Here is a 13,568-nt window from a genome sequence, read left to right on the forward strand (position 1 = left end):
CTGAGCCTGAGCCTGAGCCTGAGCCTGAGCCTGAGCCTGAGCCTGAGCCTGAGCCTGAGCCTGAGCCTGAGCCTGAGCCAGAGGCGGATAGGGGCACACTGATCGTCGATGGTGAGCTTCAGGGCTGGGACATTCCCGAAGAACCTGCCGCCCCCATGCCGGTTGTTGTGCAGGAAGCCTCTCTGGTCGTTCCGTCGACGGATCTGCTTGCCGGGCATGCTGTTCGTCAGATGGTGGAGAGTGAGAGAGACGCGGGACTCCGGACGGAGACCCGTGCGCTGAACTGGGCTTCCAGTCAGGGAGTCGAGTGCCTTATTTTCAAAGTCGCAGGACTGAAACTGGCGATACCCCTGCCATTGCTGGGAGGCGTGTATCCGGTCGAGGGAAAAGTCACGCCCTTATTTGGCCAGGCAAACTGGTCTCTTGGTGTCTGGCAGGCCGATGGTGAAAAAATGACGGTGATCGACAGTGCGCAGCTGATCATGCCCGAGCGGGGAGTATCACTGGCCGACGAAGGCTATGAATACCTGATTCAGCTGGACAATGCGCCCTGGGCGCTGGCGTGTCAGGAAATCTGCGATACGGTGACCTTGGTGAGTGAGTCAATTAAATGGCGCGGTGACCTGAGTAAACGTCCCTGGCTGGCAGGTACTGTCATCTCAGAAATGTGTGCCTTGCTGGATGTCCCCGGGCTTATTGAGCTTGCTGACAGCCAGAGAAAGGCGTCCTGACGGGCATTTCCTCCATACTGCTGACCGTTCTGGCTGGCATGAAAATTTCCTTGAAATTCAACTGGTACACTTTGTGCTCTGATCTATAGTTAAGGAAGGTCCGCAATGTTTTTTGACACAGTCGGACATTGGCCTTTCTTAGCGAGGATGTTTTATGTCAGCGATTGCCGGGAAGAGCGTGGAAGATCCGGTCCTTCAATGGGTCACTTTCCGTCTCGAAAATGAAACCTACGGTATTAACGTAATGCAGGTTCAGGAAGTACTGCGTTATACCGAGATCGCACCAGTGCCGGGGGCTCCGGTCTACGTGCTGGGCATTATTAACCTGCGTGGCAACGTCGTCACGGTAATCGATACGCGTCTGCGTTTCGGCCTGCCGACCGCTGACACGAATGACCAGACCCGTATCGTGATTATCGAAGCGGAAAATCAGGTCGTGGGAATCCTCGTTGATGCAGTGGCTGAAGTGGTTTATCTGCGGCAGTCCGAAATTGAGACCACTCCGAATGTCGGAAACGAGGAAAGTGCCAAGTTTATTCAGGGCGTATGTCATAAGAATGACGAGCTGCTGATTCTGGTCGACCTTGAGAAACTGATGACAGATGAGGAGTGGTCAGAACTTCAGGGTTTGTAGGAGTCTGACATGAACACTCTTTCGTTGGTCCACTGGTTGTTGATTGGCAATATGGTCATGCTTTCGGGTGTGGCTCTTTTCGTATTTGCCCTGCGTCGGCAGCAGGCTGCAGATGCTGAACGCCTGGCTGCGCGCATTGATGCGATGGAGCAGGGTTATGGCGCCATGAGCAAGAGCACGATTGGACTGGGCCGACGTATCAAACAGGTTGAGGCACGCTCCGCGCAGACGGAGCGTCAGGTCGGACGCACAGCACCCGATGATGCGCGCTACGAGCAGGCCTCACGACTGGTCGGTATGGGCGCCAGCGCCAGTGATCTGATTGACAGTCTGGGAGTTGCCCGGGCTGAAGCTGAGCTACTCGTTTCGATGAAGCGCCCGGCCAACGCCTGATTCCTGAATGAGGTAAGTGACGTACTGAATCTGTCACTTACTTCACACTTCTTACGCGTTATTTTCTGTCTTTGTGATCCGGTAACGAAATACTACACAGTTCCACCAGAGTTACTCCCAGCCTTTCCTATACTGAAGTTAAGAACGTGGAGGTGCCTGTATGAAACTTTGGAGTCTGTTGGGTCTGGCGACCGTCTTGCTGAATATGACTTCAGGAGATATGGCGCCGCAGTCAGAAGACAGAATGCTTGCTGACGCAGGTCATGCGCAGTTGTTGATCAATACCATGTTTTCCGAGCACTCCCCGGGTTTCAATGATATCTACATGATTCAGACGCCGGACAAAGGGCGTGAGATCCTGATTTACTGCAATCCTTCCTATTGCTACAAGCTGAAGGGCCACACGGTCCCCGTGTGACCCCGGCAGGTATCAGGCGCCTGCCAGAAAGAGTGCTACGGTACAGCCAACCCCAGCTGCCCAGACAACGCTGCGCAGAGCGGCGAAATTGCCGATGTACATCACACCATACACCACCCGTATACCGATAAAGGCCAGTGCCAGGGTATCGACGTAGCTCTGCTCTGCACCTGTGAGGTGAGCAATGATCACGGCCGCAGCAAACGCAGGAAATGCTTCAAAGCTGTTCAGCTGAGCCCAGTGAGCGCGCTTCTGGTAGCCTTCCTGTTTGTCGAGAAACTCACGCGGAGAGTAGTTGTTGTAGCGTCGGCCGCCACCGAATTTGGCGAGGCTGGTAAATACATACGGCATCAGCGCTGCCGCCAGCACACACAGGTATGCAGTAGTCATGATAGCTCCTGGATTATTATGGTCTGACCGGTTTATTCCGATGTCAGACTCTGACACAGATCCAGTGTGTTGAGCGGATCTGAGGGAGCAAAACAGTAACCGCCTAATGGCGATTGCACAAGGTCACCTTCGGCAGCGAAGCCATACCGGAGTGGTGTGAGGGGCTCGTTCTCGGAAGCTCGGGCTGCTGTGTGTTGCCACGCATTCCATACCGCCTGATGCATGGCCTCTGAGGATGCGGCATGGCGGGTAATTTCCCGGTCAGCATCGTCAAGGATACCGGGGAGATAATTCAGAGCAGAACCGGTGAACACCGCTGCCAGCAGCAATCCAGCTGTGGTCTGAAGTGTCGAGAAGCCTTTGCAGCCTTCCAGGCTGATCATTGTCCAACTCCATAAATATAGGTTACAGGTTGCCAGACAATAGCGGATGGCGTATTTGACGCCAATGGGCCTGAGCGACCCAGAGGCTTCAGGACAGGTTAGACAGCTTCAGTAGCGGATATTAAATGTCCGGTATATGAACCCCATCAGCCAGGCGGGACCAATCAGGAGAAACTGGATGTCTTTGAAAAAGGAGGGTTTTTTCCCTTCGATGTGGTGTCCGATAAACTGTCCGATCCAGAGAATGACAAAGCCGACGATACAGCTGATCCAGAGCGGAGTTTCCCACAGAGATTCGTAAGCCAGCAGAAACAGCAGGCAGGCAAGCGTAAACAGGCCTAATCCTTTTGCCAGTGCAGGTGACAGGCGATAATAAAACAGCATGACCGGAAGGGTGGTGAGTATGCCCCAGTTGAGTACCGGAATATCTGCCAGCCACTGCGGTTGTGGAAGCTCCCAGAGTAATCCGAACACAACCAGATAGATCAGGGGAACACAAACCCAGTGAATCAGTTTGTTCACGGGATTACGGTGGCTCTCTCCATATTCTTCAAACCATTCGTCAGCAGTCTTACGGTTCATAGCGGGCTCCGTTTGTAGTTGTTATCTTTAGCCTGTTAAGTCTAATGCAGTGGCCGGCAGGATTCTTGTTTCTGAAGGTCAGTCAATGGTTTCAGTAACTCAATATGACGATGAATCATCAGGAAAACGATCAACTTCGGGTCTCTGCTCACTGGTTGCAGGTTCTTTTGCAGGGATTTGCCGGATTAGGGCTGGACAGTCATGCGCTGTTGGCAACAGCGGGCATTCGCGCTCAGGAGCTTCAGGTCGCTGATGCACGTATCGATCTGACGCGGACGCTAAAGCTCTGGCAGGCGGCCGCGCAGGCCTGTGAAGGGTCTCTGGGACTGAAGTTGAGCGAGTATCTGACGCCCTTACATTTTCCTTTGCTGGCAATGAACCTGATGCACAGCCGTTGTCTGCTGGATGCTCTGGCAATGGCCGGTCGTTATTCTGCGGTGATCAGTGAGGGAGGTTCATTTGCACTTGAGGAGAAAGAGGGGTTAATCACACTGATGTATAACCCCGCAAGTGACGGGTTCAGTCGCCATCAGATCGACGCCGTTTTACTCTTGTTGAAGCGTTTTGGCGAATGGTTGTATTGCCGTTCGGTGCCACCGGCCAGGGTGTTACTCGGGTTTGAGGTACAGGAAGACGCGAAGGAAGAATACACTCGGGCATACGGTTGCCTGCCGGAGTTCGGGGCCTCCTGCCATGCACTGGTATACGAGTCAGGCTGGTTCCGCAGACCGTTACCCGGAGGCGATCCTGTGCTGGCGCAGATGCATCGCCGTATGCTCGAAGAGCAAATGGAACGTGTGCAGCAGCCGGCGGTTCGTATCCGGGTGGAGCGAAGCCTTCAGGAAGCGGTTCATCTGGCGACCGATCGGGAAGAAATAGCAGCGAAACTGAATATGAGTAGCAGTACCCTGCAACGTCGGCTGGCGGAGGCGGGCACCAGCTTCCAGCAACTTCTGGAAACAGAGCGTGAGCGGCGTGCGACACAGCTGTTATCTTTTACCCGCTTACCCCTGGCCGATATCAGCGAATTGCTGGGGTTTGCCGACAGCAGTGCGTTTTCCAAGGCGTTCCGGCGCTGGCAGGGGATGAGTCCCCTGCAGTACCGACAGAAGCAGTAATCAGAGCGCGTCCAGTACCGCCAGCAGATCGTCGTGGTGAGACTTGGTTTTCACTTTTTCCATGATGTGCACCAGAGTGCCTTCTTCATCGACGATAAAGGTCAGACGGTGAACGCCCATAAATTCACGACCCATAAACTTCTTCATGTCCCAGACTCCGTAGAGTTCGGCAATGGCATGGTCTTCGTCGGACAACAGGTCGAAATTCAGTTCATCCCGGTCGATAAACTTCTGCAGACGTTTCGGAGCATCGGGGCTCAGTCCCAGAACCACGACGTTACGTTTGTTCAGTTCTGCCTGTGTGTCCCGCAGACCGCAGGCCTGCACGGTACAGCCGGGTGTCATGGCTTTCGGATAGAAATAAAGAACGACCTTCTTGCCTTTTAACTGGCTCAGGGTGACTTCTTCTTCTTTCTGGTTCAGCGCCGTGAAATCTGGAGCTGGCTGACCAATGGCTGGCAGGTTGAGGGCCATAACTTACCTCTGTACAGATGTTGTATAAGAATGAGCCAAGGCTACCGAGGCGCCTGCGTTATTGCAAGTGCAGCGGAGATTTCGGAATACAGCAGCAGGGTAGAATTTCATCGTCATCTATCCAGGCCATGGGCTCTTCGATGTAGTGCACTTCACCTTCAAGCAGGCGTGTTCGGCAACTGCCGCAATATCCTTCCCGGCACTGGTACTCGATGTGAATGTCCTGGGACTCCAGTGATTCAAGCAGCGTGTTGGCGTGCTGGAAGCGGGCTGTTCTTCCGTCGCTGAACTGCACCTCAAAGACGGGTTTCTGCATACCGTCAAATTCGATCTGTGGGGTAGGCTCGGGGCTTTCGGCCATAAAGCCAAACAGATCGCCCTGTTCAACGTCTTCGCTGACAGGCTTTGTACGGAGGGGGCGAGAGGGAACATCATCACCAAAATCGAAAGTGATCTGGGTGTGGTTGGTATCCGGCAGATCCAGTTCCGTCTGCGCTGGAGAATAGATGGTTTTGGGCTTAACCCAGCGACGACGCCCCACGCGGGGCGTCTTTCCGGCACCAGGCATCAGAGATCGAAATCACCGAAGTCAGCGGTGTCCACTTCACTGTCGATTGCACCCACGAGGTAAGAGCTGATTTCAGCCTCCTGAGGGGCGACCTGTACGTTGTCGCTGTTGAGCCACGCATTGATCCATGGCAGCGGGTTGTTGCGTGATTCAAAGACAGGGTCAAAACCAAGTGCACCAATACGCTGGTTGGTAATGTACTCAACGTACTTGCACAGAATGTCTTTGTTCAGGCCGATCATCGAACCGTCTTTAAACAGATATTCTGCCCAGCCTTTTTCCTGCTCTGCGGCTTCGCGGAAAATACGCACCACATCATCGCGGCATTCTTCGGCGATCACTGCGAAATCCGGGTCGTCTTTTCCACGGGCCATGATCTGCAGCATGTGCTGAGTGCCGGTCAGGTGCAGGGCCTCATCACGGGCAATCAGTTTAATGATCTTGGCGTTGCCTTCCATTTTTGCCCGCTCGGCAAATGCGAAAGAACAGGCAAAACTCACATAGAAGCGGATGGCTTCAAGTACGTTTACCGACACCAGCATCAGGTACATACGACGCTTCAGTTCACGCAGGGTGACTTCAACGGTTTCACCATTAATGGTGTGGGTACCTTCACCCAGCTGAGTGTAATAGTTAGCCAGGTGAATAAAACTGTCGTAATACTCGGTGACCGAAATCGCGCGGCGCACGATGTGCTCGTTTTTAGTGATATCGTCAAAAACCACGGCAGGGTTTGGCACGATATTACGCACGATATGAGTATAAGAGCGGCTGTGAATGGTTTCACTGAACGACCAGGTTTCAATCCAGGTTTCCAGCTCTGGCAGAGAGACAACGGGCAGCAGAGCCACGTTCGGTGAGCGTCCCTGAACAGAATCCAGCAGCGTCTGATACTTCAGATTGGAAACAAAGATGTGTTTTTCGTGTTCCGGCAGATCAATAAAATCTTTGCGGTCGTTGGTCAGGTCAACTTCTTCCGGACGCCAGAAAAAGGAGAGCTGCTTCTCGATCAGGTTCTCAAAAATTTTGTGCTTCTGCTGGTCGTAACGGGCAACGTTAACCGGCTCACCAAAAAACATTGGCTGTGCAAAAGTATCGAAGTCGTTACGGTTAAAGGTGGTGTAGGCCATACCTCAGATCATTCTCAAAAAGCGGGCCGCCGAAGCGGCCGGGTAAATCAAAAAAATCAGATTTTGCACGCGCCGCCGGCACAGTCATCTTCTGCTGCTTCTTTCTGCGGATCTTCCATACCATCACGGGTGTTGTGGTAGTACAGAGTCTTCACGCCATTGCGGTACGCCGTCAGCAGGTCTTTCAGCAGCTGCTGCATCGGCACCTTGCCGCCCGGGAAGCGGGAAGGGTCATAGTTCGTATTGGCAGAGATTGCCTGGTCAACAAACTTCTGCATGATACCAACCAGCTCGAGGTAGCCCTGGTTGCCAGGGATTTTCCACAGCAGCTCGTAGTTCTCTTTGAGGTTTTCAAAATCAGGCACGACCTGCTTTAGAATACCGTCTTTGCTCTGTTTTACGCTGATATAACCACGTGGAGGCTCAATGCCATTGGTCGCGTTACTGATCTGAGAAGACGTTTCGGATGGCATCAGCGCCGTCAGCGTAGAGTTACGCAGGCCGTGCTCCAGAATGTCTTTGCGCAGAGTTTCCCAGTCATAGTGCAGCGGCTCACTGCAGAACTTATCAACGTCTTTTTTGTACGTGTCGATCGGCAGCAGGCCCTGAGCGTAGGTCGTATCGCTGAATGCGTCACAGGCTCCCTGTTCTTTCGCCAAGTTGTTGGACGCTTTCAGCAACCAGTACTGAATCGCTTCAAACGCGCGATGTGTCAGGCCATTGGCACTGCCGTCTGAATACTTCACGCCGTTTTTCGCAAGATAGTAGGCGTAGTTGATGACACCAACACCCAGAGTACGACGGGCCAGACTGGCGCGCTGAGCAGCAGGTACCGGGTAGTCCTGGTAGCTGAGCAGGCTGTCGAGAGCGCGTACGATAAGATCAGACAATTCTTCCAGTTCGTCGAGGTTCTCAACTTTACCCAGGTTGAACGCGGCCAGAGTACACAGCGCAATCTCACCATCCGGATCATTGATCTCTTTCAGTGGCTTGGTTGGCAGGGCAATCTCAAGACACAGGTTAGACTGGCGCACAGGCGCTTTTTTCGGGTTGAACGGGCTGTGAGTATTACAGTGGTCGACGTTCTGAATGTAGATACGGCCCGTGCTGGCACGTTCCTGCATCATCATCGAGAACAGGTCGACAGCTTTCATTACTTTCTTACGGATGCTTTCGTCAGCTTCGTACTTCACATAGAGCTGCTCAAACAGTTCCTGATCTTCGAAGAAGGCATCGTAGAGGCCGGGTACGTCACTTGGAGAGAACAGCGTGATACTGCCGTTCTTAATCATGCGCTCGTACATCAGTTTGTTGATCTGCACACCGTAGTCGAGGTGGCGAACACGGTTTTCCTCAACCCCACGGTTGTTTTTCAGCACCAGCAGGTTTTCAACTTCGTAATGCCAGATCGGGTAGAAGAGGGTCGCAGCACCACCGCGTACGCCGCCCTGAGAACAGGACTTAACCGCCGTCTGGAAGTGCTTGTAAAACGGGATACAGCCAGTGTGATAGGCTTCGCCGCCACGGATAGGGCTGCCCAGTGCGCGGATACGACCGCCATTGATACCAATACCCGCACGCTGAGATACGTATTTAACGATGGCGCCCGCGGTAGCATTGATTGAATCCAGACTGTCGCCGGCTTCGATCAGTACGCAGGAGCTGAACTGACGGGTCGGTGTACGCACACCGGCCATGATCGGTGTTGGCAGTGACAGTTTGAAGGTTGAGACGGCATCGTAGAAACGCTTCACGTAATCCAGACGACGTTCTTTGTCATAGGACGCAAACAGACAGGCAGCAATCAGGACATACAGAAACTGAGCGCTCTCGTATACCTTGCCGCTCACGCGGTTCTGAACCAGATACTTACCTTCCAGCTGTTTTACTGCGGCGTAGCTGAAGTTCATGTCCCGTGAGTGATCGATGAAGGCATCCATCGCTTCGAATTCTTCGCGCGTGTAGTCTTCCAGCAGGTGGCGGTCATAACGCTCGTCTTCGACCATGCGGCTGACGTGTTCAAACAGCGCAGGTGGCTCGAAGCGGCCGTACGCTTTTTTGCGCAGATGAAAGATATTCAGCCGGGCTGCCAGGTACTGGTAATCCGGAGCATCTTCGGAAATAAGGTCTGCAGCGGATTTGATCAGAGTTTCGTGGATTTCAGAGGTCTGGATACCATCAAAGAACTGCAGGTGCGCGCGCAGTTCGACCTCAGAGACCGAGACATGATCTAACCCTTCTGCTGCCCATTCCACAACTTTGTGGATTTTGTCGAGATCAAGCGGTTCCAGCGAACCATCCCGTTTTGAGACTTTTAGGGTGCTGTTCATGTCGTTTGTGCCTGTATTCAAGGGAAAACTACTCCATCGGTCCCTGATTGCGTCAGTAGAAAAGAACTTGACGATTTTCCCTTATTTCGGGTAGGACTCGTCCTAAGTACCTGACGTATCGTGAGTTTTACTTTGCCCACAAGATAATGCGGTGTCGGGGCGAATTCAACCCTACATATAGTGTGTTGTCGTCAAGCGTCTTGTGGATAACCTGTGGCTATCTGGTGGACTCAAAGTGGGTATCCATTACCAGCCCAGATGGCGCCTGAGTTACAGATCCCAGACAGACTTTTTTGTACCTGACAGCAACAATGTGAACGGTTACTGTGCAACAAAGCGTAACAGCGTCTAGAGTTAAGGTAAGTGAAAGAATGAAGTCTGGTTTACCCGGCTTCCCGGCCCGGTTTGGGTATTGATTGTAAGGAATGGTACTTCTGCATGTTAAAGCAAGAGAGCGGTCAGAACCCTGAAGAAAATTGGCGCATCCTGATAGTCGAAGACGACGAACGTCTGGCGGCACTGACAAAAGACTATCTGGAAAGCAACGGACTTAAAGTATCCGTAGAAGGCGACGGTAGCCGCGCCATTGAGCGGATTAAATCGGAGCAGCCGGATCTGGTCGTACTCGATCTGATGCTGCCGGGAGAGGATGGTCTGGCGGTCTGCCGCATCGTACGCCCGTATTACAAAGGGCCGATTCTGATGCTGACGGCCCGTACAGAAGACCTGGATCAGGTGCTCGGACTGGAGATGGGGGCTGATGATTATGTCGCCAAGCCTGTTCGTCCTCGTGTACTGCTGGCGCGTATCCGGGCGTTGCTGCGCCGGGTCACCGATGCGCCGGAAGAAGTGGAGCAGGAAGTCAGTTCGTCATCGCGCCTGACGTTCGGCAACCTCGTAGTCGACAGCTCCATGCGCGAAGCCTGGCTGGCGGGGGAGAGCATCGATCTCACCAGTGCAGAGTTTGATCTTCTCTGGCTGCTCAGCAGTAATGCCGGACGTGTGCTCACCCGGGAAGAAATTTTTAATCAGCTGCGCGGCATAGAATACGATGGCCAGGACCGCTCAATCGACGTTCGTGTGTCCCGTATCCGTCCGAAAGTAGGTGACGATCCGATGAACCCGAAACGCATCAAGACGGTACGCAGTAAGGGCTATCTGTTCGTTAAAGAAATCTGATTCAGGGAGTGAACGGCCATTTTTATCCGGGTCTACTTCGGGCTTCTCGGGGCACTGTTTGCTGTAGCGTTGCTGTGTATTGCAGCGTTACAGCTGGTGAACCTGGTTCGCTCGGCTCAGTTCAATGAAGAGATTGCCCGGGGCAGTCTCTACCTGATTTCTCACCGCCTCGCACGCGATCCGGAAGCGATCGCAGAACTCTCCGCCCGCTTTGACGCGGATATTTATATTCGCCCGCCCGCAGAAGCGCCTGAGGATGAATACGTGCGCAGCCGCCTTGAGCGCGGTCAGGTGATGATCTCGACCTCTGCCGATGGGCGTACCGCCTTTATGGAATCGCAGATGCCCGACGGTGGATGGTTGTCGGTTAATCTGAATACCGTGACCGAAGTTCAGGCGCAGGCAACCGCCAGCCTGCTGCTGGAAGACTGGCAGCAGAGTGGCATGTCGCTGGATACATTTCTCGAAAAAGTCCGCCCTAAGTTCGGTTTTCCGCTGGGGGTGGTCAGAATTAATGAGTTGTTGCTCTCTGATGCAGATTTCGCCCGGATGCAGTACGGCGATGTGCTGGTGCGAATATCCATCGAAGGCAGCCGTGCTGAAGCGCTGGCGAAGATTCCCGGACAACCACTGGCATTGAAGCTGGGTCCGATTGATGAGTTTAACCCGTATTCGTTCCGGGCCATTTTCGTCATCGTCACAATAGGTGTTCTGCTGATCGGCCTTGGGGTGTATTGGGTAGTGAATACCTTTGAGACCCGGTTGCGCAAGCTGGAGCAGGCAACCAGTCGCCTGTCTCAGGGGCATCTGAATGCGCGGGTGAACAGCTCTGGTGACGACCCGGTAGGACGCCTGGGACGCTCGTTCAACAAGATGGCGGAGCACATACAACGTCTGATTTCTATCCAGCGCGAAATGGTCCGTGCTGTCTCTCATGAATTGCGTACTCCGGTGGCCCGCATACGGTTCGGGGCACAGATTATTGAAGATTCTGTGATGGACGATCCGTTTGTCTCCAAGCAGCTGGCGGGCATGGATGCGGATATTCAGGAACTGGACGAACTGATCGATGAAATTCTGACTTATGCACGTCTGGAAGAAGGCGGGCCGATTCTTGATTTCCAGAAAGTGAACGTGGCGGAAGTCGCCGAGCAGGTTGTCGGCGAAGCCCGACCACCTGCGCATGTGACGGTTACCTATGAAGGTGCAGACCCGGATAACTTTCCGTTCTCAGAGGTGGAGCCTCGTTACGTTCACCGGGCGATCCAGAATCTGGTCGGGAACGCAGGTCGTTATGCCCGTAGCCGGGTCAAGGTCACCTGCAGTGTTGCCGACGATATCTGCCGTGTGGATGTTGAAGACGATGGCCCGGGTATTCCTGAGGAAGACTGGGATCGGGTGTTCAGTGCGTTTGCCCGCCTTGATGACAGTCGTACCCGCGCTTCAGGTGGCTACGGCCTGGGCCTCTCAATTGTGCGTCGGATTATGTACTGGCACAGCGGCCGCGCTAAGGTCGACCGCAGCCCGGAATTTGGTGGTGCGCGATTCAGCCTGATCTGGCCAAGGATTCACACCGACTGAGGGTGTTCGGGAAGGACAGTTTGCGTTCATTAGTTGTCCTGGTGGAATGCACTTTTTACATAGTGTTACAAACATACACGGATAGACAACAGATCAGAATGTGGCCTGCAGGCACTATAGAAGCACGTATCCTTTGGAGACGTGGTGAGAATGTAGTGGCACTCTGTTGCCGCTTTGAGGGCCTCCTTATTGGAGGCCTTTTTTTTATCTCGCTTTATTTATTTCTTCGCACAGTACCCGGGTGGCATCCAGTGCACGCAGGGTCATCCGGTGAGCCATATCGGCATCCGGGTGAATGAGTCTGTTATTGCTTATCGCTTTGAGCTGCGGCCAGCGTTTCCAGTTTATCCCGTCGATGTCCGTTTTTCCGTTATGGTCGGGCTGAATGATCACGTCAGGGTTTTTCAGCAGAACGTCCTCAAGGCTTATCTGTGGATAATCCTGAGGCTGATGACGGAATGGGTTGACGGCGCCGCAGAGGGTCAGCTGCTGCTGCGGCCAGGCCGTTCTGGCCACGGTGGTCAGTGGCCGTGACCATAACTCGTAGAAGACGGTGACTGGTGATCGACCCTGATAGGTTTTTCGCAGAGCCTGAAGGTCGGCACTGTAGGTGTCTGCCAGTGCCTCTGCAGTGTCTTTGTGCCCTGTGAGCCCGCCCAGGCGCCGTAGTTCGGTGGCCACATCTTCCAGTGTGACGATGTCCGAATAGACGACGGGGACTCCAAGCTTTTTCAGGCGCTCCAGATCTGCGACCGGATTGCCGGTTTTCCAGGCGAGAACCATATCGGGCTGCATCGCCACAATTTTCTCGACCTGAAGACCGGCATATGAGCCTACCCGGGGGATGTCTTCCGCAGCCTCCGGAAAGTCGGCGTAGTCGGTTGTCCCTATGATCTGATCACCGGCGCCGATACTGTAAAGCAGCTCCACCAGATGAGGAGCGAGCGCAATAATCTTCTGCGGGCTCTGGTTTTCTGCCGCCATGCCCTGGGGGGCCAGAGCCAGACAGAGAAGCGAGGCAGCGAGGCGGAGCAGCTTCACCAGTCTACTCCCTTACGCGCTTTGATTCCGGCTTCAAATGCGTGCTTCAGTGGCTTTACTTCGCTCACGGTGTCTGCGATATCGATCAGTGACTGCTGGGCTCCACGACCGGTGATTACGACTGTCTGGTTTACCGGGCGGGCCTGCAGGGCGGACAGTACTTCGTCGGTATCCAGGTAGCCGTAGTTGAGCATATAAGTCAGCTCATCCATCAGCAGCAGATGCAGATCCGGGTTCTGCAGATGCTCTGCACAGGTTTTCCAGGCTTCCCGGGCAGCTGCAATGTCTTTTTCTCTGTCCTGTGTATCCCAGGTGAAACCAGTTCCCATGACATGAAACGGAACGCCTAACTTTTTCAGAAGGTCGCGTTCGCCGCAGGGCCAGGTCCCTTTCACAAACTGAACCACTGCGGTGCTCATGTCGTAACCGACCGCTCGCGCCACTGTGCCAAACCCCGAAGTTGATTTACCTTTGCCATCTCCGGTGAGCACAATCAGCGTTCCACGTTCTTCCTGGGCGGCTTTTACCCGCTCGCGTACTTCTGCCTGCGTTTTCTGCATGCGGATTTTGTGTTCTTCGTTCAGTCTGGCGTTTTCGTCTTTCTGGTCTGTCATGC

General features: G+C 53.8%; 16 protein-coding genes. 7 read left to right on the forward strand and 9 right to left on the reverse strand.

Annotated features, from left to right (window positions below):
- The 4 genes from Q1L85_RS16400 to Q1L85_RS16415 all read left to right on the forward strand — a co-directional run.
- The coding region (locus Q1L85_RS16400; protein WP_300433598.1) for a chemotaxis protein CheW at positions 1-731 on the forward strand (731 nt) is incomplete at its 5' end.
- A gap of 154 nt (positions 732-885) precedes the next feature.
- On the forward strand, positions 886-1,365 hold the full coding sequence (locus Q1L85_RS16405; protein WP_300424712.1) for a chemotaxis protein CheW: 480 nt from the start codon (positions 886-888) through the stop codon (positions 1,363-1,365).
- Between the two features lie 9 nt (positions 1,366-1,374).
- Complete coding sequence (locus Q1L85_RS16410) at positions 1,375-1,758, forward strand: DUF2802 domain-containing protein (protein WP_300424713.1); 384 nt, start codon at positions 1,375-1,377, stop codon at positions 1,756-1,758.
- A 160-nt stretch (positions 1,759-1,918) separates the two neighbouring features.
- Positions 1,919-2,176, forward strand: a complete 258-nt coding sequence (locus Q1L85_RS16415; protein ID WP_300424715.1) for a hypothetical protein — start codon at positions 1,919-1,921, stop codon at positions 2,174-2,176.
- Positions 2,177-2,188: 12 nt separating this feature from the next.
- On the opposite strand, the gene Q1L85_RS16420 is transcribed toward Q1L85_RS16415, so the two are convergent.
- From Q1L85_RS16420 to Q1L85_RS16430, 3 genes are all read right to left on the reverse strand, one after another.
- Positions 2,189-2,566: an MAPEG family protein gene (locus tag Q1L85_RS16420; RefSeq protein WP_300424716.1), complete on the reverse strand. Its 378-nt coding sequence runs from the start codon at positions 2,564-2,566 to the stop codon at positions 2,189-2,191.
- Between the two features lie 32 nt (positions 2,567-2,598).
- Entirely contained in the window at positions 2,599-2,949 is a 351-nt protein-coding gene (locus tag Q1L85_RS16425) for a hypothetical protein (protein WP_300424718.1), read from the reverse strand.
- Positions 2,950-3,057: 108 nt separating this feature from the next.
- Positions 3,058-3,531 (reverse strand): DUF962 domain-containing protein, encoded by a 474-nt coding sequence (locus Q1L85_RS16430; protein WP_300424720.1) that lies wholly within the window; start codon positions 3,529-3,531, stop codon positions 3,058-3,060.
- 104 nt (positions 3,532-3,635) lie between these two features.
- Here Q1L85_RS16430 and Q1L85_RS16435 point away from each other — a divergent pair, with 104 nt between their 5' ends.
- Positions 3,636-4,649, forward strand: coding sequence for an AraC family transcriptional regulator (locus Q1L85_RS16435; protein WP_300424722.1), 1,014 nt, complete (start codon positions 3,636-3,638; stop codon positions 4,647-4,649).
- Here the strand turns inward: Q1L85_RS16435 and bcp are convergent, their stop codons facing one another.
- The 4 genes from bcp to nrdA are packed head-to-tail and all read right to left on the reverse strand — an operon-like array spanning position 4,650 to position 9,151.
- Positions 4,650-5,123, reverse strand: a complete 474-nt coding sequence (gene bcp, locus Q1L85_RS16440; protein WP_300424723.1) for a thioredoxin-dependent thiol peroxidase — start codon at positions 5,121-5,123, stop codon at positions 4,650-4,652.
- A 58-nt stretch (positions 5,124-5,181) separates the two neighbouring features.
- Positions 5,182-5,691 carry a class I ribonucleotide reductase maintenance protein YfaE gene (gene yfaE / locus Q1L85_RS16775; RefSeq protein ID WP_373915245.1) on the reverse strand — a complete coding sequence of 170 codons (510 nt, stop codon included), beginning with the start codon at positions 5,689-5,691 and terminating at the stop codon, positions 5,182-5,184.
- Positions 5,691-6,821 (reverse strand): class Ia ribonucleoside-diphosphate reductase subunit beta, encoded by a 1,131-nt coding sequence (gene nrdB / locus Q1L85_RS16450; protein WP_300424724.1) that lies wholly within the window; start codon positions 6,819-6,821, stop codon positions 5,691-5,693. Before nrdB ends, yfaE begins: the two co-directional genes overlap by 1 nt.
- Positions 6,822-6,877: 56 nt before the next feature.
- Positions 6,878-9,151, reverse strand: a complete 2,274-nt coding sequence (gene nrdA / locus Q1L85_RS16455; RefSeq protein WP_300433599.1) for a class 1a ribonucleoside-diphosphate reductase subunit alpha — start codon at positions 9,149-9,151, stop codon at positions 6,878-6,880.
- A gap of 438 nt (positions 9,152-9,589) precedes the next feature.
- Here nrdA and Q1L85_RS16460 point away from each other — a divergent pair, with 438 nt between their 5' ends.
- Both Q1L85_RS16460 and Q1L85_RS16465 read left to right on the forward strand, forming a co-directional pair.
- Entirely contained in the window at positions 9,590-10,330 is a 741-nt protein-coding gene (locus Q1L85_RS16460) for a response regulator (RefSeq protein ID WP_300424727.1), read from the forward strand.
- A 96-nt stretch (positions 10,331-10,426) separates the two neighbouring features.
- Positions 10,427-11,911 carry an ATP-binding protein gene (locus Q1L85_RS16465; protein ID WP_300424729.1) on the forward strand — a complete coding sequence of 495 codons (1,485 nt, stop codon included), beginning with the start codon at positions 10,427-10,429 and terminating at the stop codon, positions 11,909-11,911.
- 204 nt (positions 11,912-12,115) lie between these two features.
- On the opposite strand, the gene Q1L85_RS16470 is transcribed toward Q1L85_RS16465, so the two are convergent.
- On the reverse strand, positions 12,116-12,952 hold the full coding sequence (locus Q1L85_RS16470; protein ID WP_300424730.1) for a cobalamin-binding protein: 837 nt from the start codon (positions 12,950-12,952) through the stop codon (positions 12,116-12,118).
- Complete coding sequence (cobO, locus tag Q1L85_RS16475; protein ID WP_300424731.1) at positions 12,949-13,566, reverse strand: cob(I)yrinic acid a,c-diamide adenosyltransferase; 618 nt, start codon at positions 13,564-13,566, stop codon at positions 12,949-12,951. Before cobO ends, Q1L85_RS16470 begins: the two co-directional genes overlap by 4 nt.
- Positions 13,567-13,568: the final 2 nt, after the last annotated feature.

Origin of the sequence: uncultured Thalassolituus sp., from assembly GCF_950066645.1 — a bacterium.
GTDB lineage: Bacteria > Pseudomonadota > Gammaproteobacteria > Pseudomonadales > Oceanobacteraceae > Thalassolituus.

Coding starts and splice junctions, on each gene's coding strand:
- Q1L85_RS16405 (WP_300424712.1), top strand. CDS start 886: ATGTCAGCGATTGCCGGGAAGAGCGTGGAAGATCCGGTCCTTCAATGG.
- Q1L85_RS16410 (WP_300424713.1), top strand. CDS start 1,375: ATGAACACTCTTTCGTTGGTCCACTGGTTGTTGATTGGCAATATGGTC.
- Q1L85_RS16415 (WP_300424715.1), top strand. CDS start 1,919: ATGAAACTTTGGAGTCTGTTGGGTCTGGCGACCGTCTTGCTGAATATG.
- Q1L85_RS16420 (WP_300424716.1), bottom strand. CDS start 2,566: ATGACTACTGCATACCTGTGTGTGCTGGCGGCAGCGCTGATGCCGTAT.
- Q1L85_RS16425 (WP_300424718.1), bottom strand. CDS start 2,949: ATGATCAGCCTGGAAGGCTGCAAAGGCTTCTCGACACTTCAGACCACA.
- Q1L85_RS16430 (WP_300424720.1), bottom strand. CDS start 3,531: ATGAACCGTAAGACTGCTGACGAATGGTTTGAAGAATATGGAGAGAGC.
- Q1L85_RS16435 (WP_300424722.1), top strand. CDS start 3,636: ATGACGATGAATCATCAGGAAAACGATCAACTTCGGGTCTCTGCTCAC.
- bcp (WP_300424723.1), bottom strand. CDS start 5,123: ATGGCCCTCAACCTGCCAGCCATTGGTCAGCCAGCTCCAGATTTCACG.
- yfaE (WP_373915245.1), bottom strand. CDS start 5,691: ATGCCTGGTGCCGGAAAGACGCCCCGCGTGGGGCGTCGTCGCTGGGTT.
- nrdB (WP_300424724.1), bottom strand. CDS start 6,821: ATGGCCTACACCACCTTTAACCGTAACGACTTCGATACTTTTGCACAG.
- nrdA (WP_300433599.1), bottom strand. CDS start 9,151: ATGAACAGCACCCTAAAAGTCTCAAAACGGGATGGTTCGCTGGAACCG.
- Q1L85_RS16460 (WP_300424727.1), top strand. CDS start 9,590: ATGTTAAAGCAAGAGAGCGGTCAGAACCCTGAAGAAAATTGGCGCATC.
- cobO (WP_300424731.1), bottom strand. CDS start 13,566: ATGACAGACCAGAAAGACGAAAACGCCAGACTGAACGAAGAACACAAA.